The organism is Methylobacterium sp. E-025 (assembly GCF_022829705.1).
Lineage (GTDB): Bacteria > Pseudomonadota > Alphaproteobacteria > Rhizobiales > Beijerinckiaceae > Methylobacterium.
The window spans coordinates 55176-74365 of the sequence record NZ_JAKSYR010000116.1; the positions used below are offsets into that span (position 1 = coordinate 55176).

At 68.9% G+C, this 19190-nt stretch carries 29 protein-coding genes and 1 tRNA gene; 15 read left to right on the forward strand and 15 right to left on the reverse strand.

Annotated elements, in window-relative coordinates:
* Positions 1-52 precede the first annotated feature (52 nt).
* The gene (locus tag MKK64_RS17190; protein ID WP_147728075.1) at positions 53-3223 is read left to right on the forward strand and encodes a multidrug efflux RND transporter permease subunit; all 3171 of its coding nucleotides are present in this window, start codon (positions 53-55) and stop codon (positions 3221-3223) included.
* Between the two features lie 189 nt (positions 3224-3412).
* The gene (locus MKK64_RS17195; RefSeq protein ID WP_243936101.1) at positions 3413-4087 is read left to right on the forward strand and encodes a hypothetical protein; all 675 of its coding nucleotides are present in this window, start codon (positions 3413-3415) and stop codon (positions 4085-4087) included.
* A 91-nt stretch (positions 4088-4178) separates the two neighbouring features.
* On the opposite strand, the gene MKK64_RS17200 is transcribed toward MKK64_RS17195, so the two are convergent.
* On the reverse strand, positions 4179-4412 hold the full coding sequence (locus MKK64_RS17200) for a hypothetical protein (RefSeq protein ID WP_147729797.1): 234 nt from the start codon (positions 4410-4412) through the stop codon (positions 4179-4181).
* Positions 4413-4886: 474 nt separating this feature from the next.
* Between MKK64_RS17200 and sseA the strand changes: the two genes are divergently transcribed.
* Both sseA and MKK64_RS17210 read left to right on the forward strand, forming a co-directional pair.
* On the forward strand, positions 4887-5735 hold the full coding sequence (gene sseA, locus MKK64_RS17205) for a 3-mercaptopyruvate sulfurtransferase (protein WP_243936102.1): 849 nt from the start codon (positions 4887-4889) through the stop codon (positions 5733-5735).
* 187 nt (positions 5736-5922) lie between these two features.
* Complete coding sequence (locus MKK64_RS17210; RefSeq protein WP_147842163.1) at positions 5923-8022, forward strand: carbohydrate porin; 2100 nt, start codon at positions 5923-5925, stop codon at positions 8020-8022.
* 3 nt (positions 8023-8025) lie between these two features.
* Here MKK64_RS17210 and lipB read toward each other — a convergent pair whose 3' ends face one another.
* Entirely contained in the window at positions 8026-8757 is a 732-nt protein-coding gene (gene lipB, locus MKK64_RS17215; protein ID WP_147842152.1) for a lipoyl(octanoyl) transferase LipB, read from the reverse strand.
* 76 nt (positions 8758-8833) lie between these two features.
* On the opposite strand from lipB, the gene MKK64_RS17220 reads away from it, so the two are divergent.
* The gene (locus MKK64_RS17220; protein WP_147728794.1) at positions 8834-9142 is read left to right on the forward strand and encodes a FliM/FliN family flagellar motor switch protein; all 309 of its coding nucleotides are present in this window, start codon (positions 8834-8836) and stop codon (positions 9140-9142) included.
* A 145-nt stretch (positions 9143-9287) separates the two neighbouring features.
* A tRNA-Leu gene (locus MKK64_RS17225) sits at positions 9288-9372 on the forward strand.
* A gap of 84 nt (positions 9373-9456) precedes the next feature.
* Here MKK64_RS17225 and MKK64_RS17230 read toward each other — a convergent pair.
* From MKK64_RS17230 to MKK64_RS17245, 4 genes are read right to left on the reverse strand one after another with little or no spacing between them, the layout of a single operon-like run.
* Complete coding sequence (locus tag MKK64_RS17230) at positions 9457-9816, reverse strand: HNH endonuclease (RefSeq protein ID WP_243936103.1); 360 nt, start codon at positions 9814-9816, stop codon at positions 9457-9459.
* Entirely contained in the window at positions 9816-10850 is a 1035-nt protein-coding gene (locus tag MKK64_RS17235) for a tyrosine-type recombinase/integrase (protein WP_243936104.1), read from the reverse strand. The genes MKK64_RS17230 and MKK64_RS17235 overlap by 1 nt, the downstream gene beginning before the upstream one ends.
* Positions 10840-11085: a hypothetical protein gene (locus MKK64_RS17240; RefSeq protein ID WP_243935112.1), complete on the reverse strand. Its 246-nt coding sequence runs from the start codon at positions 11083-11085 to the stop codon at positions 10840-10842. The genes MKK64_RS17235 and MKK64_RS17240 overlap by 11 nt, the downstream gene beginning before the upstream one ends.
* A complete protein-coding gene (locus MKK64_RS17245; RefSeq protein WP_243936105.1) occupies positions 11082-11564 on the reverse strand; it encodes a hypothetical protein in 483 nt (160 codons plus the stop codon). The genes MKK64_RS17240 and MKK64_RS17245 overlap by 4 nt, the downstream gene beginning before the upstream one ends.
* 215 nt (positions 11565-11779) lie before the next feature.
* On the opposite strand from MKK64_RS17245, the gene MKK64_RS17250 reads away from it, so the two are divergent.
* Both MKK64_RS17250 and MKK64_RS17255 read left to right on the forward strand, forming a co-directional pair.
* Complete coding sequence (locus tag MKK64_RS17250) at positions 11780-11953, forward strand: hypothetical protein (RefSeq protein ID WP_243936106.1); 174 nt, start codon at positions 11780-11782, stop codon at positions 11951-11953.
* Positions 11954-12085: 132 nt separating this feature from the next.
* Entirely contained in the window at positions 12086-12328 is a 243-nt protein-coding gene (locus MKK64_RS17255) for a PilZ domain-containing protein (RefSeq protein WP_243936107.1), read from the forward strand.
* Between the two features lie 44 nt (positions 12329-12372).
* Here the strand turns inward: MKK64_RS17255 and MKK64_RS17260 are convergent, their stop codons facing one another.
* Positions 12373-12804, reverse strand: a complete 432-nt coding sequence (locus tag MKK64_RS17260; protein WP_243936109.1) for a hypothetical protein — start codon at positions 12802-12804, stop codon at positions 12373-12375.
* Entirely contained in the window at positions 12805-13197 is a 393-nt protein-coding gene (locus tag MKK64_RS17265; RefSeq protein ID WP_243936111.1) for a hypothetical protein, read from the reverse strand.
* Positions 13198-13409: 212 nt separating this feature from the next.
* On the opposite strand from MKK64_RS17265, the gene MKK64_RS17270 reads away from it, so the two are divergent.
* On the forward strand, positions 13410-13580 hold the full coding sequence (locus MKK64_RS17270) for a hypothetical protein (protein ID WP_243936113.1): 171 nt from the start codon (positions 13410-13412) through the stop codon (positions 13578-13580).
* A gap of 34 nt (positions 13581-13614) precedes the next feature.
* On the opposite strand, the gene MKK64_RS17275 is transcribed toward MKK64_RS17270, so the two are convergent.
* From MKK64_RS17275 to MKK64_RS17300, 6 genes are read right to left on the reverse strand one after another with little or no spacing between them, the layout of a single operon-like run.
* Positions 13615-14592 carry a DUF5131 family protein gene (locus MKK64_RS17275; RefSeq protein WP_243936114.1) on the reverse strand — a complete coding sequence of 326 codons (978 nt, stop codon included), beginning with the start codon at positions 14590-14592 and terminating at the stop codon, positions 13615-13617.
* Positions 14585-15061, reverse strand: coding sequence for a hypothetical protein (locus tag MKK64_RS17280; protein ID WP_243936115.1), 477 nt, complete (start codon positions 15059-15061; stop codon positions 14585-14587). The genes MKK64_RS17275 and MKK64_RS17280 overlap by 8 nt, the downstream gene beginning before the upstream one ends.
* Positions 15062-15063: 2 nt before the next feature.
* Entirely contained in the window at positions 15064-15555 is a 492-nt protein-coding gene (locus tag MKK64_RS17285) for a hypothetical protein (protein WP_243936116.1), read from the reverse strand.
* Positions 15555-15896 carry a hypothetical protein gene (locus tag MKK64_RS17290; protein WP_243936117.1) on the reverse strand — a complete coding sequence of 114 codons (342 nt, stop codon included), beginning with the start codon at positions 15894-15896 and terminating at the stop codon, positions 15555-15557. The genes MKK64_RS17285 and MKK64_RS17290 overlap by 1 nt, the downstream gene beginning before the upstream one ends.
* Positions 15893-16177: a hypothetical protein gene (locus MKK64_RS17295; RefSeq protein WP_243936118.1), complete on the reverse strand. Its 285-nt coding sequence runs from the start codon at positions 16175-16177 to the stop codon at positions 15893-15895. The genes MKK64_RS17290 and MKK64_RS17295 overlap by 4 nt, the downstream gene beginning before the upstream one ends.
* Positions 16177-16383 (reverse strand): hypothetical protein, encoded by a 207-nt coding sequence (locus tag MKK64_RS17300; protein WP_243936119.1) that lies wholly within the window; start codon positions 16381-16383, stop codon positions 16177-16179. The genes MKK64_RS17295 and MKK64_RS17300 overlap by 1 nt, the downstream gene beginning before the upstream one ends.
* 380 nt (positions 16384-16763) lie before the next feature.
* On the opposite strand from MKK64_RS17300, the gene MKK64_RS17305 reads away from it, so the two are divergent.
* Positions 16764-16955: a hypothetical protein gene (locus MKK64_RS17305; RefSeq protein WP_243936120.1), complete on the forward strand. Its 192-nt coding sequence runs from the start codon at positions 16764-16766 to the stop codon at positions 16953-16955.
* Positions 16956-16958: 3 nt separating this feature from the next.
* On the opposite strand, the gene MKK64_RS17310 is transcribed toward MKK64_RS17305, so the two are convergent.
* Positions 16959-17642, reverse strand: a complete 684-nt coding sequence (locus MKK64_RS17310; RefSeq protein ID WP_243936121.1) for an XRE family transcriptional regulator — start codon at positions 17640-17642, stop codon at positions 16959-16961.
* Between the two features lie 88 nt (positions 17643-17730).
* On the opposite strand from MKK64_RS17310, the gene MKK64_RS17315 reads away from it, so the two are divergent.
* The 5 genes from MKK64_RS17315 to MKK64_RS17335 are packed head-to-tail and all read left to right on the forward strand — an operon-like array spanning position 17731 to position 19190.
* Positions 17731-17970, forward strand: coding sequence for a helix-turn-helix domain-containing protein (locus MKK64_RS17315; protein ID WP_243936122.1), 240 nt, complete (start codon positions 17731-17733; stop codon positions 17968-17970).
* Positions 17967-18194 (forward strand): hypothetical protein, encoded by a 228-nt coding sequence (locus tag MKK64_RS17320; RefSeq protein ID WP_243936123.1) that lies wholly within the window; start codon positions 17967-17969, stop codon positions 18192-18194. The genes MKK64_RS17315 and MKK64_RS17320 overlap by 4 nt, the downstream gene beginning before the upstream one ends.
* Complete coding sequence (locus tag MKK64_RS17325) at positions 18194-18355, forward strand: hypothetical protein (protein WP_243936124.1); 162 nt, start codon at positions 18194-18196, stop codon at positions 18353-18355. The genes MKK64_RS17320 and MKK64_RS17325 overlap by 1 nt, the downstream gene beginning before the upstream one ends.
* Entirely contained in the window at positions 18352-18645 is a 294-nt protein-coding gene (locus MKK64_RS17330; RefSeq protein ID WP_243936125.1) for a hypothetical protein, read from the forward strand. The genes MKK64_RS17325 and MKK64_RS17330 overlap by 4 nt, the downstream gene beginning before the upstream one ends.
* Positions 18645-19190 carry a hypothetical protein gene (locus MKK64_RS17335; protein WP_243936126.1) on the forward strand — a complete coding sequence of 182 codons (546 nt, stop codon included), beginning with the start codon at positions 18645-18647 and terminating at the stop codon, positions 19188-19190. The genes MKK64_RS17330 and MKK64_RS17335 overlap by 1 nt, the downstream gene beginning before the upstream one ends.

Genomic DNA, 19190 nt, shown 5'->3' on the forward strand with positions numbered 1-19190 from the left:
TGATCACGACGCGCCGACGACCGACCACCCGACAGGCTGATCCGGAACATCCATGGCACGCTTCTTCATCGACCGGCCGGTCTTCGCCTGGGTCGTCGCGCTGTTCATCATCCTCGGCGGCGCGCTCGCGCTGCCGCTGCTGCCGGTGGCGCAGTATCCGGTGATCGCGCCGCCGGCGATCGCCCTGTCGACCGCCTATCCCGGCGCCTCGGTGGAGAGCCTCTACACAGGCACGACCCGGCTGATCGAGGACGAGCTGAACGGCGCGGCCAACATCATGAGCTTCGAGTCGACGAGCGACTCGTTCGGCGCGGTCAACATCACCGCGACCTTCCAGCCCGGCACCGACCCGGCGCTGGCCTCGGTCGAGGTGCAGAACCGCCTCAAGCGCGTCGAGGCGCGCCTCCCGGCCGAAGTCCGCCAGCAGGGCATCCTGGTCGAGGAGGCGTCGGCCGCCACGCTCAACATCATCACCCTGGTCTCGACCGACGGGAAGATGGACGAGATCGGGCTCGGCGACTTCCTCATCCGCAACGTCATCAACGAGATCCGCCGCATTCCCGGGGTCGGGCGCGCGACGCTGTACTCGACCGAGCGCAGCCTTCGCATCTGGGTCGACCCGGACAAGCTGCGCGGGCTCTCGCTCACCGCCGAGAACGTGACGGACGCGATCCGCAACCAGAACATCCAGGTGGCGTCCGGCGCCGTCGGCGCGCAGCCTAGCCCGTACAGCCAGGCGATCACCGCGCCGATCATCGTCAAGGGCCAGCTCGCCTCGGTCGACGACTTCGGCGCGATCGTGCTGCGCGCCAACTCGGACGGCTCGAACGTGCGCCTGCGCGACGTCGCGCGGATCGAGCTCGGCGGCGATGCCTACCAGTTCTCGACCCGCCTCAACGGCGGCCAGGCCGCGGGCATCTCGGTGACGCTGGCGCCCGACGGCAACGCCCTGGAGACGGCGGGCGCCATCCGCAAGAAGATGGAGGAGCTGTCGCAGTTCTTCCCGCCGGGCCTGAAGTGGGACATCCCCTACGACATCACCCCCGCGGTGAAGGCCTCGATCGAGAAGGTGCTGCACACCCTCGTCGAGGCGGTGGTGCTCGTCTTCGTGGTGATGTTCCTGTTCCTGCAGAACATCCGCTACACCCTGATCCCGACCATCGTCGTGCCGATCGCCCTGATGGGCACCTGCTGCACGATGCTGCTCGCGGGCTTCTCCATCAACGTGCTGACGATGTTCGGCATGGTGCTGGCCATCGGCATCCTCGTCGACGACGCCATCGTCGTGGTCGAGAACGTCGAGCGCATCATGACCGAGGAGGGCCTGTCGCCGAAGGACGCGACCAAGAAGGCGATGGACCAGATCACCGGGGCGATCATCGGCATCACCCTGGTGCTGATCGCGGTGTTCATCCCGATGGCGTTCTTTCCCGGCTCGGTCGGCATCATCTACCGCCAGTTCTCGATCGCGATGGTGACCTCGATCGCCTTCTCGGCGGTGCTCGCGCTCTCGCTCACCCCCGCCCTGTGCGCGACACTGCTGAAGCCGGTCGCGAAGGGCCATGGCCATTCCAAGGGCGGCGTGTTCGGCTGGTTCAACCGCATCGTCGACCGCGAGACCAAGCGCTACGGCCGCGGCACCGCGTGGTTCATCAAGAAGTCCGGCCGGGTGATGATCGTCTACCTCGCGCTCGTCGCCGGCGTCGCCTTCGCCTTCGCGCGGCTGCCCGAGGGCTTCCTGCCGCTGGAGGACCAGGGCTTCTTCACCGTCGACATCCAGACCCCGCCCGGCGCCTCGTTCAACCGGACGCAGGCCGCCGTGCGCAAGGTCGAGGAGCATCTGCTGGCCCAGCCCGGCGTCGCCACGGTGACGATGCTGAACGGCTTCTCGTTCTCCGGCCAGGGCTCGAACACCAGCCAGGCCTTCGTGACGCTGAAGCCCTGGGGCGAGCGCGACGCGGCGAACGCGGCCTCGGCGCTCGTGGCCGGAACCAACAAGGCGCTCTCCGGCTATCGCGACGCGATCGTCGACGCGCAGGAGCCGCCGCCGGTGGACAACCTCGGCAACGCCGCCGGCTTCTCGTTCCGCCTCCAGGACCGCGCTCAGAAGGGCTACTCGGCGCTGCTCGCCGCGCAGGAACAGCTCCTGAAGCTCGCCATGCAGAGCCCGGTGCTGCAGAAGATGAAGATCGAGGGCCTGCCGCCGGCGCCCGAGGCCGAGCTCGTCATCGACCGCGAGAAGGCCGCCGCGCTCGGGGTGAAGTTCGAGGACATCAACGCGACGATCCAGGTCAACCTCGGCTCGGTCTACACCAACGACTTCCCGAACCGGGGCAAGATGCAGCGCGTGATCGTCCAGTCGGAGGATCTCCAGCGGATGCAGGCGACCGACATCCTGAACTACGGGGTGAAGAACGCCTCCGGCACGATGGTGCCGATGTCCTCCTTCGCCGACCTAAAATGGAGCGTCGGGCCGCAGCAGATCGTCGGCTTCAACGGCTACCAGTCGGTCCGCATCACCGGCGAGCCCAACGCCGGCTACACGTCGGGCGACGCGATCGCCGAGATGGAGCGGCTGATGGGCCAGCTGCCCAAGGGCTTCGGCTACACCTGGACCGGCCAGTCGCTGCAGGAGAAGCAGGCCGGGTCCCAGGCCTCGCTGCTGCTCGCGCTCTCGGTGCTGATCGTGTTCCTGTGCCTGGCCGCGCTCTACGAGAGCTGGGCGATCCCGGTCTCGGTGCTGCTGGTGATCCCGCTCGGCGTCATCGGCTCGGTGGCGGCGGTCTACCTGCGCGGCCTGCCCAACGACGTCTACTTCAAGATCGGGCTGATCACGATCATCGGCCTGTCGGCCAAGAACGCGATCCTGATCGTGGAGTTCGCCAAGGACTTGTGGAAGCCGGGCACCTCGATCGTCGACGCGACGATCGAGGCGGCGACGCTGCGGTTCCGCCCGATCGTGATGACCTCGCTCGCCTTCATCTTCGGCGTGGTGCCGCTCGCCATCGCCACCGGCGCCGCCTCGAAGAGCCAGCAGGCGATCGGCACCGGCGTGATGGGCGGCATGATCTCGGCGACCATCCTGGCGGTGTTCTTCGTACCGGTGTTCTTCGTGGTCGTGATGCGGCTCTTCCGCCGCAAGGACGTGCTCGCCGGCGAGAAGGCCGATGCCGCGACCCCGGCGGTGCGGGCGCCGGGCGGGCACGGCGTGCCGGCGGAGTAGCGCCGGACGGCATTCGGACGCAGGCCCGATCGCCGTGCACTGGTCGCCGCGGGTACGTTGTTGATCGCGTGCCGCGCGGCACCGGGCGAGGACAATCCTCGTGGACGCTGTCGTAAGATCTCGGTAAGAATTGTGCCGAGGCAGGCAGCGTCGTCCGCGCTGCCGCCGCCATCCGCCAGGGAGTGCGCGATGTCGATCGGAGCCGGTGGAATCCTCAGGGCGACCCTGATGCTGAGCCTAGCGCTCGGCACGACGGCCGCCTCCGCGCAGACCGCCCCCAACGGCGCCTGGACCGATCCGCCGGCGCGCAGCACCACGCCCGCCGCGCCGCCGGCCGCGGCAATCCCCGCCGCTCCGGTGACGGAGCCGACAGCGAGCGCGGGCCGATCGGCGGACGAACGAGCCGCGTCGAGCCGGTCGGAGACCGCGAGCAAGGCCACGGCACCGGCGTCCTGGCCGGCCCACCAGGCAGCAGTGCCGGTGCGCAAGCGGGTGCGCGAGGTCCGGCGCACGCATCCGCAGGTGATCGCCGCGACACCGCGTGCCCGGATCGCGACCCCGCGCGTCGTCGAGCGTCGTGAGGCCGCGCGGCCGGTGATGCGCCGGGTCGCCGCGCGGGCCTACACGCCCCGGACGTTTTCAGCGCCGCCCTACCCGTACGCTCCGCTGCCGGTCGGGCGGGTGGTGGGCCCGGGCGATGGCGAGCGCAACCCGATCTTCGCCGAGGGCGACGACCGGATGCGCCGCATCGCGGCGGCGCAGGCCGCCGGCTACCTCGTCGTGCGTTCCCGCTCGGTGCAGTATCCGGATGGGCGGATGGTGCGCAGCTACCGGCCCTACGACGACGATGACGGGCTGGACTAGCGTGCGGGCGCCCTCGTTCGATCACGAGGGCGCTGACGATCCGCGTACGACCGCGCCGTGCTCGCGCAGTCCTCGAAGCCGGCCGCTGCGCTCAGCGGATGCGGCCGGGGCGGGTCGGCTCGAACACGATGCGGCGGTGGAAGGCGCACCAGCTCTTCCCCTCGGCGACCGGAGCGCCGCAGCACATCGCGCGATCGTTCGGCTCGCCGATGATGAACTTGCACACGAAGGCGCCCGACTGCGCGAACGGCACGCGCAACTCGGCGGACGGCTCGGTGATGGTCTCTGCTTCGCCGATCTGGGACATGCGGACGAGTTGGTTCATCGCACTAAAGCTCGCGGAATCTCATGCTGGCGCCGACGGCCGCCCGGCAGGGGGATGGTGAGAGAACGCCGCACCGTATCGAGCGATCCCGCAACGCACGATGCTCCGTGCCGTCGAGACGTTCGGTCCATACGGGTCCGGCGAAAATGCCGGCGCGACAGTGTCATGGTGTTGTTATAACTGGTCTTGTTCTCCGCGGAAACAAGACCGCCCCGCGCATCTTGCAACCGCGCACAGCCTTCAGGGTCTGACGCGGACGTAAGCCGGCGGCACCGGCGCGACACGATGTCTTGCCCTGCAGCATGGAGCATCGGCACGGGATCCGCGACGGTTGCGGCGGATCGGCGACGCCCGGGCGGGCTTCCCGACGAAGCCCGCCCTCGCGACCGCGCACCGTTCGGCGGGGCGTGCATCCGTCTCCACCCTGTGATTGAGTGGCGCCGACATCGCCCGCAACGACTTCCCGGACGCATCATGGCCGACACCGCGCTCGTCTCGACCGAATGGCTGCACCAGCGCCTGGATGCGCCCGACATCGTGGTGCTCGACGCCTCCTGGTACCTGCCCGCCGCCGGGCGCGACCCGGAGGCGGAGTATCGCGCCGCCCACATCCCGGGCGCGGTCCGCTTCGACATCGACGCGATGAGCGACACCGAATCCGGCTTGCCGCACATGATGCCGCGCCCGGAGGTGTTCGCCTCGCGGATGCGGGCGCTCGGCATCGGCGACGGGCTGCACATCGTCGTCTACGACGGGCACGGCCTGTTCTCGGCGCCGCGCGTGTGGTGGATGCTGCGCACCTTCGGCGTCCGCGACGTCTGCGTGCTCGACGGCGGCCTGCCGGCCTGGGTCGCGGCCGGCTACCCGACCGAGGACGGCGAGCCGCGGGTCCGCGACCGGCGCCATTTCACCGCCCGGCTCGACCACGGCGCCGTCGCCGACGCGGCCGACGTCGCCCGCGCGCTGGCCGGCGGCACCGCCCAGGTGGTCGATGCCCGCTCCGCGCCGCGCTTCCGCGGCGAGGAGCCGGAGCCCCGCCCCGGCGTCCGCCCCGGCCACATGCCCGGCGCCCGGAACCTGCACTACGCCGCGCTGCTGACCGACGGGCACCTCAAGGCGCCGGACGCGCTCCGCGCGGTCTTCGCCGAGAACGGCGTCGACCCCGACCGGCCGATCGTCACCACCTGCGGCTCAGGCGTCACCGCGGCGATCGTCGCCTTGGCGCTGGACCGCCTCGGCCGCCCGGCCCGCGCGCTCTACGACGGGTCGTGGTCCGAGTGGGGGGGCGATCCGAGCCGCCCGGTCGCCACGGGGCCGGCCTGAGGGGCAGCCGTAACGGCGTCATCCGCGCGTCATCGAGCGCGGGGCATTTTTGCAACGTCGCGATCGGGAATGCGCAGGCCGGCAGGGCCGGGATTGCCGCAGTTATAGCCAATGCTATACCTCGCATCGGAACGTGCGGGGGATCAGGGCGATGCGGCATCGGGGCGAGGCGGACAGCGCCGGATCGATGGGCGTCGCCGGTCGCCGCGCGGCCTGGCTGATCGGTGCCTGCCTCCTTCCGGCGCAGGCCTTCGGCGCCGATCTCGCGGTCGCGCGCGCGCCGGCGCCCGCCTTCGTCGACTGGTCGGGGGGCTATCTCGGGATCGAGGGCAGTGCCGGCGGCTCCTTCGGCGCCCTCGGCTTCGAACCGACCACGATCGGCGGACGCCCCGTGCCGCCGTTCAAGACCGGGGATGCCACCGGCCGCGCCGACCGCAGCCGCGAGGCGACCACCGCCGTCGGCGGCGTGTTCGGCGGCTGGAACTGGCAGGCCGGCCCGTGGCTCTACGGCCTGGAGGCGGACATCGCCGGCGCCAACCTCAAGCGCCCGGTCGCCTCGACCGCCGCCGGCTTCGGCTACGAGGGGTTCGACCCGGTCTTCGACGTCATCCGCGCCAAGACCGACCTCTACGGCGCCCTGCGCGCCCGCCTCGGCTTCGCCTTCGAGCGCGCGCTGATCTACGCGACCTTCGGCCTCGCCGGCGCCGAGACGCGGTTCCTCGCCACCTATCCGGACCGCGCCGGCGGCCCTGCCGCGACGGCCAGGACCGACCGGGGAACCCTCGGGTTCACCCTCGGGGCCGGCGTCCAGTACGCGATCACCGAGCACCTCGCCCTCGGCCTCGACTACCGCTACATCGATCTCGGCAGCACCGGGCGGTTCGACCTCGGCGCGGTGCCCGGCCTCGGCCCGGTGTCGACGCAGGCGCACGTCACCTCCAACCAGATGCTGGCGCGGCTGTCCTGGTATCCGGCGGGGCTGCGGCTGCCGCCCGAGCCCGACGAGGCGGCCCCGCACGACCCCGACAACGGCGACACCGGCCGGTTCTCGCTCCACGGCCAGACCACCTTCATCAACCAGGGCGTGACCGGGTTCCGCTCGCCCTATCTCGGCCCGAACAGCCTGGTGCCGCACCAGGCCCAGGCGACCACGACGGCGACCGCCTTCGTTGGCTTCAAGCTGTGGGAGGGCACCGAGCTCTACTACAACCCGGAATTCAGCCAGGGCTTCGGCCTGTCGCGGACCCTGGGCGTCGCCGGCTTCGTCAACGGCGAGGCGCAGAAGGCCGGCGCTCCGTTCCCGAAGCTGCGCTCGAACCGCTACTTCGTGCGCCAGACCTTCGGCCTCGGGGGCGAGACCGAGGACGTGCCCGACGGCCCGAACCAGGTCGCCACGCGCCGCGACGTCGAGCGGATCACGGTGGTCGCCGGCAAGTTCGCGCTCGGCGACTTCTTCGACGGCAACGTCTACGCCCACGATCCGCGCGTCGACTTCATGAACTGGTCGCTCTGGGCGGCCTCGGCCTGGGACTTCCCGGCCAACCTCCCCGGCTTCACGCAAGGCGTCTACGTCGAGTACAACCGCGCCGAGTTCGCGGTGCGCGCCGCCTACACGCAGGTGCCCAAGGAACCGTCGAGCGACGTGCTCGACCCGCGGGTGTTCGACCGCCAGGGCGCCAACATCGAGTTCGAGGGGCGCTACGTCCTGCCCGCGCTGGAGCAGCCGGGCCGGGTACGGATCGGGTTCTTCTCGAACCAGGGCAACACCGCGCGCTATCGGCAGGTCGTCGCGCTGACGCAGTCGGGCGTCTTCGACGACGTCAACGACGCGGTTGCCGCCACCCGCCGCCCGCGGCGCAAGACCGGCGGCTACGTCAACCTCGAGCAGGCGGTCACGGCCGATCTCGGCGTCTTCGCCCGCGTCAGCCTGTCGGATGGGCGCAACGAGAGCCTGTCCTTCACCGACGTCGACCGGAGCGCGTCGGGCGGCGTCTCGCTCAAGGGGACCGCCTGGGGCCGGGCAGGCGACACGGTCGGCCTCGGCGCCACGGTGAACGGCCTCACCGAGGCGCACCAGGCCTACTTCGCCACCGGCGGCCTCGGCCTGCTGATCGGCGACGGGCGCCTGAACTACGCCCCCGAGCGGGCGCTCGAGGCCTACTACGCCATCGGCCTGACAAAGACCGTGACCCTGACCTTCGACTACCAGCGGGTGATCAACCCCGCCTACAACCGCGACCGGGGCCCGGCGGACTTCTTCGCCACCCGGCTGCACGCGGATTTCTGATCGCTATTCCGCCTCGTCCACGGTCGCCCCGAACACCGCCTCGAACCCGGCCCGCAGCTGCATGTCGACCTCCGGCATCGCGACGATGCGGCCGAGGTCGGCCAGGCTGGTCACGCCGTGGCCGCGGATGCCGCAGGGGACGATGCCGGAAAAGTCCGCGAGGTCGGGCTCGACGTTGAGGCTGATCCCGTGGAAGCTGACCCAGCGCCGCACGCGGATGCCGATCGCCGCGATCTTGTCCTCGACGGCGTCTCCGTTCTCCTGGCCCTTCTCCGGCCGCCGCACCCACACGCCGACGCGGTCCTCGCGGCGTTCGGCCCGGACGTTGAAGGCCTCGAGCGTCGCGATGATCCAGGCTTCCAGGCAGGCGACGTAGGCGCGCAGGTCCGTGCGGCGGCGGTTGAGGTCGAGCATCACGTAGGCGACCCGCTGGCCGGGGCCGTGATAGGTGTACTGCCCGCCCCGCCCGGTCCGGTACACCGGCAGCCGCGCCGGCGCGACGAGGTCGGCCTCGCGGGCCGAGGTGCCGGCGGTGTAGAGCGCCGGGTGCTCCAGCAGCCAGACGCATTCCGGCGCCAGCCCGCGCGCGATCGCCTCGGCGCGGGCCTCCATCCACGCGACGGCTTCCTCGTACGCGACCGGCGCGTCGCTGATCCGCCAGCCCACCGGCGGAGAGCCCGCCCGCGGCAGGAAGGTGTCGGGCGCGATCGCGAGACGGTGCGCGGCGTTTACCAAGGCTTCACCCTTCGTCGGGAATGCTCTCCTTCCACCGGTCCGTGCCGGTGGCAAGGCGCATGGGGGCGGTGGACGCGTGGCGGTTCTGGAAGACCTCAAGGTCGATCTCACGGTGGTGCTCGGGCGCTCCCGCATGCCGCTGCACATGCTGCTGCGCATGGGACGCGGCGCGGTGATCGAGCTGGAGGCGACCGAGACCGACCTGGTCGAGATCCTCGCCAACGACCATCCCGTGGCCCGCGGCCAGATCGTGGTGACCGGCAACCGCATCTCGATCGAGGTGACGGAGCTGATCCGCAAGGCGGATTCGGTGCGCACGCCGGGCGTCACCATCGGCGACGGCGCCGTGCCGTTCCTGGAAAGCCGCCTGGAGCCGGCATCATAACTTCGGCCGCGGCACCGAATTGCCGCGCTGCGGCGCTTGTCGGATCGGGATCGATCTGGTATCCGCTGCGCCGCTCACCCGAGACGCCGGCCGCCGCAGCGGACCCGGATCTCGGAGAAGCGAACGGGACCCGACGGGTGCCGATGCGGCCATGGCGGAATTGGTAGACGCGCTAGCTTGAGGTGCTAGTCCTGCAAGGGGTGGAGGTTCGAGTCCTCTTGGCCGCACCAACTTGTTATTGTTGGTGTTTTCCCCAAAGCGTCCCGGATGCTGGCAGCGAGCCGCCCGGTCTTTTGCAAAATATTTGGACAAGCTCACGCACTTAGGTGCCGCATCTGTTCCTCGAACCAGGCGTCGAACTGGCGCTCTCGGCGCTTGTCGAAGGCCGCCTGCAGGTTCACCGAATGGGTGACATGGCGGAGGTTGGAACGCCTGTTGTTCAGCCCATTGCCGTCTCGATGATCGACCTCTTTCCCTCTCCGTTTTCCGACGATGACGTGGTGCATGAACACCCATCCGCTGGGTGTCGACGTCTTAGCGTAGACCGTGTGTGACCCTTTTGCCCGGTGCGCGTACCAGCTTCTCGCGACCACCAGCGGCAAGTCGGCGTCATCGACGATCGCGAACAGCCCCCGGTTCTTCTCAGCCTTCCAGCGTAGCGCCACCTCGGCCATCAGCGCGCGTTCCTGCAGTGAGCATCGAGCTTGACGATCGCGCTCTGCGCCAGCGCCTTCGTCCGCGCCAGGTAGACCTCCAGGATCTTGTTCACCGAGGCCAGCGTGTGGCCCGTGATGGTGGCGATCTCCTGCGGCGTGCAGCCGGCTTCCGACAACATCGTCACGGCCGTTCCGCGCAGGTCGTGGAAGTGGAGGTCGTCGCTAATGCCGGCCTTCGCGAACGTGGCTTTCCACGCGTGATGGAAGGCGCTCTTCGACCAAGCGACGCCGTCGGCTTTCGTCAGCATCGTCGTTGCTCGACGCGGCGCGGTTCCGAGGGCGTCCCGGAGGGCGATCGTCGCCGGGATCCAGACCTTCCGACCGCCCTTCCCTTGGCGCATCGTGATCGCGTGCCCGTCGTAGGCTGACCACGGGAGACGCAGCAGGTCGCCTTGCCGCTGGCCGGTGTGGAGTGCGAGCAGCAGGGCCAGCTCGATCTCTGGCCCGGCGGCGGCCTCGAATGCTGTGACGTGCTCGGGCAGCCAGATGAGTTCAGCGCGGCTGTTGCCGTAGGCCCGCTCGAAGGTGGCGATCGGATTGTGAGTGACGTGCCCGCGGTCGTAGCCCCACGAGAAGACGCGGGCGAGCGCCGCGAGCTTGTTGTCGGCCGCCCGCGGCTGCGTCTCCGCGAGGCTGTCGTGCCAGCGCAGGAAGAGCGGCCGGCTCCGCGGGTTCTCGACGTGCTTCAGCGGGGTCGTGCCCCACTTGGCCTCGGCGGCCTTCAGGTTGAGCGTGCCGATCGCGCGGGTGGATTCCGCAAGCTTCTTCCACTGGAGCGAGTCGCAGTACTGCCGGATCAGCCACGACACGGTGCCGGCGCCGCGCTCCTGGGACGACGCCCTCCCCGCCTCCTCGAACGAGGCCTGGAACTCCGCGGTGCCGGGCTCGCCTTGCAGGCGTCGGCCGGTCGCGCGGTGGTAGTAGTAGGTCACCGTCGACCCATCGGCCGCCGGGTAGCGGACGGTGTTGATGCCCTTCAGCTTAACCCGCATGGCTCGCCGCCCACTCTTCGAAGGATGAGTCGGCAGCTTCGAGAAGTCCGGACCGTCGATCAAGGGCGCGGTCGATCGCCTTGCGGTCCCAGCGAGCGGTGCCCGGGATCGCCTTCGGCACGATGCTCCGGCGCACCCAATCGTCGAACGCAGCGAGGGAATCGCACCCGCAGTACTCGGCGGCCTGCTCACGGGTGAGGCCGCGCGGCAGCATGCCGAGAGGAAGCGTCGTCATCGCCCTCCCCCATCTCCAAGGTACGGCAGCAGCGGCGTGTGTGAGCCCTCCTGGTGCGCGATCGCCATCGCCTCGCGCACGGCTGCGCCGAACGTGACGCCCGTGCCAGGCATGACCGTATTGGCCAGGAACTCGTCCTCGAACGCGACGATGCCGACCTCGACGGCTTCCAGCTTCGCCTTGATGACCAGGGCGAGCGCGCGCCACCGCGAGCGGCAGGCTTGCTCCCATGCCGCTTCCGCTGCGGCCGGCGTCCCATCTCGGCCGGTGTCCGTCTTAGTGAAGGCGCGGTCCTTCGGGTTCGGCATCGCCAGGGTGAACTGGATCCGTCGCCCCTTCATCGTGAAGGCGATCGCCGCGTGGTCGTCGCTCTCCATGTGCGCGAACTCGGCGGCGCCGTAGCGCCGGACTGTGGTGCGGATCTCGGCGATGCTCCGGTCCATCGAGACGGACGTGTCCGCTGCGAAGCGGCGGCTCATACGACCCTCCGAATTGTCACCACGACGTGCCGGCTCCGGAACACTCGCCGGCCAGCGCGGTAGGTCCGGCAAACGAGGGCGTGATGCCCCAAACCACCACCCGGAGATCGATCATGTTTCGCGAAGTGGCTTACGCGCTCGGGCTCGGCGTCATGACTCTGGACGTCGAGCAAGCGTTGAACGTGATCGCCTGACATCGAGCGAGGAACAGCCGCATGTCCGAAAATACGAAGAAGCCCGGCGCGCCCGCTTCGCAGGCGACGGAAGATGATATCGCTGCGCCAAGGCTGACGCCGCAAGGGCGTGATGCGTCCGACGACGCCGGCGAAGACGAAACCGACCCGAACGGTGGAGCGAAGACCGGTCAGGCTGACAAAGCTGAGGGCTGACCGGCTCCTCAGCGGCCGGCCGCAGGAAAGGATGTGGAGGCCGGATCGCTCAGATTTTAGGTAAAACTCAAGCGCCGGTTTCATCCGCGCGTGCGAGGATCTGCCATCGGTTGCATCGGACTTGAACGACCCATGGAACGCAGAGCTGCTCACCGCGAACGCACCGACGGAACCGGGTCGATCAGCATCGACGAGCACAAATCGGTTGGGTGTATCGTTTACGATGTCTCGGAGCAGGGAATCCGGGTCACCCTGCCGGATGCCGCCATCGTGCCGGCGGTATTTGTCCTCTCGGCACCGTTTCTCGACAAGACCTTCGTGTGCGAGGTCGCTTGGCGGAACGACGAAAGCATCGGAGCGAAGTTCCGAACGTAGTCTGTCCCTTCCGTCTTCGCGGAGATGGGTGGAGGTGGTCGCGGTCATGCCGCCCTCGCTGCGATGTCGAGCGCGTCGGCCGGCACGAGCGGCTGCCAGCGGATCAGGAAGCCCTCGAAGACGAGGGTGTCGCCTTCCTCAGGCGGATGCTCGGCCCACCAGAAGCGGCGCATGTCGTCGAGGTCGACGAACCCGTCAGCCTGGGCGAACGCCACCATCGCCATCAGGCCGATCGGCGCATGGTCGACCTGGAAGGCCTCCGGGATCCCGCGCTCGGCGAACACGAGACGCACCGGATGCACCGAGAGGCACACCGGTTCGCCCAACCGCCGGCAGTGCTTCGTCCGCATACCGGTGAAGAGCTGCAGCTGCTCGCCCGGGCGGGCGTGGCGCTTGCGGTCGGCGCGGATCGTCTGCGCCTTCGTTCCGGCGAGGATCGGCGGCCCGAACCGCTTTTTGAAGCTGTAGGCGACCACCTAATAATCCTCCCCTCGCACAAGTAGAGCTGGCGCGGAGTAATCGACGGCTACAAGCCGGCCATTCACCTTTCCCCATTCCGACGCCTTGTATTCGAATGGCTCGCTCTCCCCTCCGGGGATGTAATCCCAATCGGGAAATTCGAAGTCGCGTCGACGCCGGGCGGCCTCTTCCTGGCTGAGGGCGGAAGCGGCCAGCATGAGCAGGAACTGACCATCCTCGCGACATGCCAGCACGGGGCAGAGCATCTTCCTCCGGTCGGATGTCGCTTCCGACCAGATGCGTGCCTCGAAGCGATTGCAGCGCCGGCTCCGATGATGGCGTGCAATCTTCAAGGCGTAGCCGCCGAAGATAAGAACGAGACGGGTCGTGCCATCTGTTTTTAGGGTCATCGCCGCACCTCTCACATCCCATTGTGCTCGAGGCCATCTTGGAGATGGCCGGCGAAGACGGTGTCGAGGGTGATAAGATCGATCACTCCAACATCTCCTCGCCGCTCGCCGGTGGCTGTACGCGATGATTTGGCGTGGAACAGGAGCTCTCGCACCGGCATATGCGATGGTCCGCCGGAGCGCGGACGTCGAAATTTTCTGGAGACTCGTCGATGACCGCGCGCGAAATCGCTGAAAAAGCCGCAGCCCTTAAATCCGCCGACGGCGACACGGCGAAGGAACTCGCCGCCCTCGTCGAAGAGCTTGCCATGAAGGTCGCATGGATAGAGGGCGACCGGACCATGCAGCTTCAGACGACTGCAGAAGGCGAGACGCTCGGCTGAAGCTGAAGCCACACATCGGCCCCGGTTGGTGTGCTCACCCATGGTGCACCTCCGGCATCCCGTTGTGCTCGACGCCGTCGAGGAGGCGGCCGGCGGCCTTCTTGCCGACGCGTGAGACGACGGTCGGGTGTTGCCCCGCGTGGAGGCCTTCCCGATCGCGCTGCAGGCAGAAGTCGCGCGTGTGCGGGCCGCTCGCGTCGTCGCGGTAGATGATCCGGTGCTCGGTGCGCCCGAAGGCGGGCCCGAAGGCGCTGCCGTCCTGCCACTCGCCGTTTTGCTTGTGGTGGTACGGCACGCCGGCCTTGGCGCACTGGTCGCGGATCGATCGGAACCAGTCCGGGTGCGACGGCCGCGCCTTGTGCGCGCCCTGGTCGGTCTCGCCGCCGGTGATCACCCAATCGATGCGCTCGATGGCGCAGTCCTTCAGCGCGTTACGGATGACCCGGTGGCCGCTGACGATCCCGTAGTCGATCCAGGTGAAGTCGATCGGCCCGAGCAGCGGTTCGGCCGAGACGAAGGTGAAGGCCGGATAGAGGTCGCGCGCGGCGTCGAGCAGGTGCCGCACGTTCCGGTTCGCGACCTCCTGGTTCTCGCACGTCGCGCCGAGCGCTGCGTTGTCCGGCAGCCCGCCGGCGGCCTCTGCCATCGCCACCGCGTTCTGCGGCCGCTTCGACAGCAGCAGGTGCATCAGGTTCGGCGTCTCGCGCATCACCGCGAACCACTCGCGCCGGATGCCGGGATCGGCCGCGTTGTCCCACGGGTCGCAGAGCGACGGGAACACGCTGATGATCTTGCCGGCGGCCTTCGCCTCGCAGTCCCATTTCGCGAGGTTGCGCCAGTAGGACTCGCTGGTCCGCGCGCGCTCGCCGTGCGGGCCCCACTCGACGCGGCCGAGCCGGGTGTCCATCAGGTGCGCGGCGTAGCAGCCGTCGCACGCCGGGCTGATCTTCGTGCAGCCAATCCACGGCGACCAGGTCCGGTCGCACCAGGAGATGCCGGTGGTCTCAGCCATGGGTCGCCTCCTCGGGCGTGCGCCGGATCCAGGGTCGCGCTCGCGGCTCGCCAGGGCGCAACTCGTTCTCGATGGCGCCCTTGTGCCGGAGCTGCATCACGGTGATCCCGACCTCGCGTCCCAGCTGCTCCGCGAGCGCGGTCCGGAAGCCGTGGAGCTCGACCCACTCGGCCGGGACGTGCCGCAGGACTTCGGCCTCCTCGTCGGTCAAGACCGGCGGCACGTTGAGCGCGGCGGTCGCGCCCTCGAGGCTGCCGGCGCGACCGCCGTCGACGACCCATTCGCGGAGCCGTCCGGCGCCGACGCGGCGCGTCTCCTCATCGTTGAGCGTCGGCCGGTCGATGACGGACAGCCGTGGGATCGTGGTGTGCTGCCAGATCGTGCCGCCGCCGCGCTTGCCGTAGTTGAGGTGGCCGTCGTCGCGGAGATTGCCGGCGTAGACGGTGTCGAGGGTGATGGGTTCGGCCATGGCTACGCGGCCTCGCTGTTCGTCGACTGGGGAGGCGACCACCGGAGCGGCGGACGGTCTTGGCCGCCACCGCGGCAGAGCATGCCGGCCGCCTGCGCGATGCCGAGCATCTTCAGCGCGGCGCTCATCGTGCACGGGACGGCCTGCATCACGTCGGCGATGGTGACGCCGGCGCTCAGGCTCATCATCGCACCGAGCGCGGCCGGGTCGCTCGATACCTCATGGATTCGCAGGACGGCCTGAGCCTCGACCTCCGGGAAGGGGAATGGCTCGCCGGTCGCGAAGGCGTCCCACGCCTCGCGTGCGACGTCCGTCATGCTGGTCACAGCGCCGCGGCCGTTGAGGTAGATCAGGCCGAGACCTGCCGGGCAGCGGAAGCGGATCAGCTCATAGGGCGAGGTCGGATCAGCGAGCGTCGCGCCGCCCTTGGCGAGCCACTTCCGGAACGCCGCGGTGCTGCGCTTACTGCCGAGTGTGGGGGCGTCGGATGCCATCACGCCGCCTCGCTATCTGGGAGGTCGCCGGCGAACGTGTCCTCGTCGCGCGCATCGGCATCAGCCGCGGCTGCATCGAGCTCGGGAAGGATCGGGGTGAGCGCGCCGTCCTGCTGGTCGGTGAGACCCTCTCGGAACCGGGAAAGGGCTGTGCCGCCCTGGGCGGCTGCGGTACGAGCGGCGGCGTAGAGCCGGTCACGCCCGCTGGGCTGGCGCGGCTGGTCGGACTGCTGCGCGGGCGCGCCGGTGCCCTTCTCCGGCGCCGGGCCACGATCAGCGGGAAGCGGCTTCACCGTGAACGGCTTGCGGCTCGCCCGGGTGATCGAGACGGGCGCGCTCATGACGCCCTCCGCGCATCAACGAAGCGGCGCAGCAGGTCGGCCGGGTCGCACCCGCCCAGCGCTTCAATCGCGGCCAGGGCGTCACCGATGCCGCGGTTGTAGGCCCGCTCGTCGTCGGTCGTGCAAGCGCTGTCCGGCGCGCCCAGGACGTTCACGACTGCCCAGGCTTCGCTGAGATGCGCGTGACGGATGCTGATGCCGCCGGCGGGCAGCGGGTGGAGCGCGTCGAGGGTCGGGTTGCACGCGCGGATGAGGGCGAGGATCGGGCGATGCTGGTTCATCACGCGGCTCTCTGCAGGAGGGGTTCATCGTGGGCGGCGATCGCCTCGGCGATCTCGGCGGCTTCCGCGTCGAGCGCGGCAGCGTGCTCGTCGGCCAGAGCCTCGGCGGCGGCCTCGCACTCGCGGTCATTGGCCAGCAGGCCGAAGTGCTCGTGGTGGACGGCCCAGAAGCGGCCTGTGCGGGCGATGCGGTAGGCAGGGCGCATGTCAGCGGCCCTCGCCGAAGGCCGGAGCGCCACCCAGGAGGTGGTAGCCGACGAGCCAGCCGATGCAGCCCGCACCGGGGAACGCGAGAACGATCAGGATTTCGGAGAGGGGCATCGTCTTGCTCCATCGGGCTCGGTGAGCGGCGATGGAGGAAGGTTATAACCGAGGTTGTTGGTTGTCAACTACCCGAGTAGCACCTTTGGTTGTCAGCGGTTATCCACAGGTGCAGGGCAACCACCGCAGTTGACTAGGAGTAGAACGAAGCAGGAACATAATACCCGGGTGTTCAGGGTTGGAGGCGTCTATGGGATCTCGGGAACCTGCGCGGAAGTCGTTCTACATCGTCCAGAGCTTCACCAGCGGACGCGAGGGCGTTCGCATGGATGCGCCCGTCGAGGCTCGGACCGAAGCAGCGGCACGGCGCATCGCGGAGCGATTGTCGGCCCGGAAGTCGTCCGTCATCGCCTTCGAGCGAACCGGCGATGTCACCAGCGGAGAGTTCGACGAGCCGCGCGTGTTGGTCAGCTACGGGAGTGTCGACGGCGAGGGACCAGACAGCCTGCCGTTCTGATTGCTATCGAAAATTCTTGGACACGACCCGGTGGCGGAGGCCCCATTCGGCGCGATCGAGCGTGAAGTCACGCATGGGGTTATACTGCCTTACGCGCCATTCCTCATCAGTTGATCCGAGGAAACGTTTCACCATCGCACGCGGCTCGTCGGCCTTGGTATTGTAGAAGACGCACGAGGTATTCACGAGGACTGGGAGACGCGGGTTCACAAATAGCGTATCGCCCGGCTCGAACTCCGGTACCATTGATTCGCCAACGTGATAGATCGCGTAGCCGTCCTTTACCCCCTGTAGGAGTGGCGGACGCTTCGCGCTGCCGATGGGATCGCGCTCGATGATCAGCGCGCCCTCGCCGCCCTCGGCCGACGCGTAAAGCGGTACGTCTCCGATTAAGCCGGCCGCCGCAGCCCAGTACGCTGGGTCCTTCGCGTACTCAGGAACGCTGATGCGCTGAGGCTGTACAATCGACGGCCTGGTTACGCGACCGCGCCCGAACGCCTCTTCGGGCATCGTCGCTGGGTCGATGCCGAGCGACTCGCACAGCTTGTCGAGCAGATCGGTCGTCTGAGTGTCCTTCGTCTCGATCTTGGCGATGGCAGCCTGAGACACGCCGACGAGGTTCGCCAACGCCTTTTGGCTCAAGCCCTTAGCCTGCCGAGCCTCTCGAATTTCGTCCTGCCATGCCATCGCCGACAATCCTACAACCTTGGTTGTGGAACTGCTCGGGAATTCTGGTTGTTGACAACCAACAACCGAAGCACTCATATTCCCCGCCATGTCGGACGTACGCCCCCTCATCGAAGCCGCAATCCGAGACAAGGGCTCGGAAGCGAAGCTGGCCATGGCCTGCAAGGTCTCACAGGCCGCCATCAACAAGGCGAAGAAGGTGGGCCGCTGCTCACCCCGCCTCGCGGTCAAGATCGAAGGCGCGTGCGGCATTAGCCGACGGCTTCTCTGCCCCGAGTTCTTCGGGACGAGCTCCTTCCCCGCTGGGCTCACCGAGCTCAGCGCATGACCTGCCCCCGCACGCTCACCGCGCGCGGCGTGGCGACTGAAGCCGGCTTCCCCTGGGCAACGGCGCAGATCCGCGCCGGCATCCTGCACATCGATTCCCACGGCCTGCCGCGCCCGGTCACCACCACCGAGGGCCGGCACTTCGCCGCCCGCCTGCTCGCCCTCTGCGACGAGGTCGATGCGCGCGGCCGATCCGGCACCGTCGTCTCGCGGGACGGCCTGTGATGCCGGTCCGCGTCTCCTCCTCCCTGATGCGCGGCCTGATCGTGGCGCTGCTGATCGCGCCGTTCGTGTGGCTCGCGATCGGGCTGATCGTCGTCGCCGGCGGATCGCTGGCGCTGTGGGTCGCGGACCTGCCGCTGATGCCGTGGAGCCCGCGTTCATGAGCAAGCCCTGTCTTCACTGCGCCCTCCTCGATGCCGTGCAAGCGCACGCCGTCGCAGTGGATGCCGCTGATCCGAAGCCGGACGGTCCCGCGATCGTCGCCGACGATGTGATCCGCGCGATCGGCGAGCTTGCCGCGCAGGTGATCGCGTCCGCGCCGGCCGACACCGAGAAGATGGCGCTCTTCACCCTCCTGCAGCGCGCGGTCGTCGGAACCCTGCAGCAGAACGGCGTCTCCGCCTCGATAGCGGTCGTCAACACGGGTGAGCCGGCCGCGGAGCGCATGCACTGATGCGCGCGCGCCTCCCCCATTCCGAGATCCGCACCACCAACGGCCTGGCCGGCCGGGTGCGGCGGGACGCCTGCGCTGCCGACCCCATCGTCACAGCAGGCGTCCCAACCCTTTCACCGCGTATCCCGGCCTCCGACCAGCGTCAGGAGGGTCAGCCGGCCCATCCGGTGGCGGCCCCCTCCGACCTGGGGCTCGCGATGCAGCCGTTCGACCTGACGCAGTGCGCCTACGCCGTGGAAACCGTGATGCCGGCCCTGCGGGAGCAGGACGAGGCCCATCAGGCTCTCGTCGTGATGGTGGGTCCGAGCGCGGTCATCACCGCGCGCCAGGCCAAGGCCTTCCATGTCGCGATCTCCAACGTGGCGGTCCTGGGCGAGCTTGCCGAACGTCTGGCGCTCTACCCGGACTTGCTGACCGTGCTCCAACATTTGGAGCGTGGCGACTCGGTTCGCATCGTGGTCACCGCGAATTCGTGCGGGACCGTTACTGAATTCGTGGGTGGGGGCGACGTCGTTGCCTTCGCTCCCATCGAGCGAGTGGCCTGA

What these genes read in the sequence shown, in the direction of transcription:
- MKK64_RS17190 (WP_147728075.1), top strand. Translation starts at nt 53, where the DNA reads ATGGCACGCTTCTTCATCGACCGGCCGGTCTTCGCCTGGGTCGTCGCG.
- MKK64_RS17195 (WP_243936101.1), top strand. Translation starts at nt 3,413, where the DNA reads ATGTCGATCGGAGCCGGTGGAATCCTCAGGGCGACCCTGATGCTGAGC.
- MKK64_RS17200 (WP_147729797.1), bottom strand. Translation starts at nt 4,412, where the DNA reads ATGAACCAACTCGTCCGCATGTCCCAGATCGGCGAAGCAGAGACCATC.
- sseA (WP_243936102.1), top strand. Translation starts at nt 4,887, where the DNA reads ATGGCCGACACCGCGCTCGTCTCGACCGAATGGCTGCACCAGCGCCTG.
- MKK64_RS17210 (WP_147842163.1), top strand. Translation starts at nt 5,923, where the DNA reads ATGGGCGTCGCCGGTCGCCGCGCGGCCTGGCTGATCGGTGCCTGCCTC.
- MKK64_RS17230 (WP_243936103.1), bottom strand. Translation starts at nt 9,816, where the DNA reads ATGGCCGAGGTGGCGCTACGCTGGAAGGCTGAGAAGAACCGGGGGCTG.
- MKK64_RS17235 (WP_243936104.1), bottom strand. Translation starts at nt 10,850, where the DNA reads ATGCGGGTTAAGCTGAAGGGCATCAACACCGTCCGCTACCCGGCGGCC.
- MKK64_RS17240 (WP_243935112.1), bottom strand. Translation starts at nt 11,085, where the DNA reads ATGACGACGCTTCCTCTCGGCATGCTGCCGCGCGGCCTCACCCGTGAG.
- MKK64_RS17245 (WP_243936105.1), bottom strand. Translation starts at nt 11,564, where the DNA reads ATGAGCCGCCGCTTCGCAGCGGACACGTCCGTCTCGATGGACCGGAGC.
- MKK64_RS17250 (WP_243936106.1), top strand. Translation starts at nt 11,780, where the DNA reads ATGTCCGAAAATACGAAGAAGCCCGGCGCGCCCGCTTCGCAGGCGACG.
- MKK64_RS17255 (WP_243936107.1), top strand. Translation starts at nt 12,086, where the DNA reads ATGGAACGCAGAGCTGCTCACCGCGAACGCACCGACGGAACCGGGTCG.
- MKK64_RS17265 (WP_243936111.1), bottom strand. Translation starts at nt 13,197, where the DNA reads ATGACCCTAAAAACAGATGGCACGACCCGTCTCGTTCTTATCTTCGGC.
- MKK64_RS17270 (WP_243936113.1), top strand. Translation starts at nt 13,410, where the DNA reads ATGACCGCGCGCGAAATCGCTGAAAAAGCCGCAGCCCTTAAATCCGCC.
- MKK64_RS17275 (WP_243936114.1), bottom strand. Translation starts at nt 14,592, where the DNA reads ATGGCTGAGACCACCGGCATCTCCTGGTGCGACCGGACCTGGTCGCCG.
- MKK64_RS17280 (WP_243936115.1), bottom strand. Translation starts at nt 15,061, where the DNA reads ATGGCCGAACCCATCACCCTCGACACCGTCTACGCCGGCAATCTCCGC.
- MKK64_RS17285 (WP_243936116.1), bottom strand. Translation starts at nt 15,555, where the DNA reads ATGGCATCCGACGCCCCCACACTCGGCAGTAAGCGCAGCACCGCGGCG.
- MKK64_RS17290 (WP_243936117.1), bottom strand. Translation starts at nt 15,896, where the DNA reads ATGAGCGCGCCCGTCTCGATCACCCGGGCGAGCCGCAAGCCGTTCACG.
- MKK64_RS17295 (WP_243936118.1), bottom strand. Translation starts at nt 16,177, where the DNA reads ATGAACCAGCATCGCCCGATCCTCGCCCTCATCCGCGCGTGCAACCCG.
- MKK64_RS17300 (WP_243936119.1), bottom strand. Translation starts at nt 16,383, where the DNA reads ATGCGCCCTGCCTACCGCATCGCCCGCACAGGCCGCTTCTGGGCCGTC.
- MKK64_RS17305 (WP_243936120.1), top strand. Translation starts at nt 16,764, where the DNA reads ATGGATGCGCCCGTCGAGGCTCGGACCGAAGCAGCGGCACGGCGCATC.
- MKK64_RS17310 (WP_243936121.1), bottom strand. Translation starts at nt 17,642, where the DNA reads ATGGCATGGCAGGACGAAATTCGAGAGGCTCGGCAGGCTAAGGGCTTG.
- MKK64_RS17315 (WP_243936122.1), top strand. Translation starts at nt 17,731, where the DNA reads ATGTCGGACGTACGCCCCCTCATCGAAGCCGCAATCCGAGACAAGGGC.
- MKK64_RS17320 (WP_243936123.1), top strand. Translation starts at nt 17,967, where the DNA reads ATGACCTGCCCCCGCACGCTCACCGCGCGCGGCGTGGCGACTGAAGCC.
- MKK64_RS17325 (WP_243936124.1), top strand. Translation starts at nt 18,194, where the DNA reads ATGCCGGTCCGCGTCTCCTCCTCCCTGATGCGCGGCCTGATCGTGGCG.
- MKK64_RS17330 (WP_243936125.1), top strand. Translation starts at nt 18,352, where the DNA reads ATGAGCAAGCCCTGTCTTCACTGCGCCCTCCTCGATGCCGTGCAAGCG.
- MKK64_RS17335 (WP_243936126.1), top strand. Translation starts at nt 18,645, where the DNA reads ATGCGCGCGCGCCTCCCCCATTCCGAGATCCGCACCACCAACGGCCTG.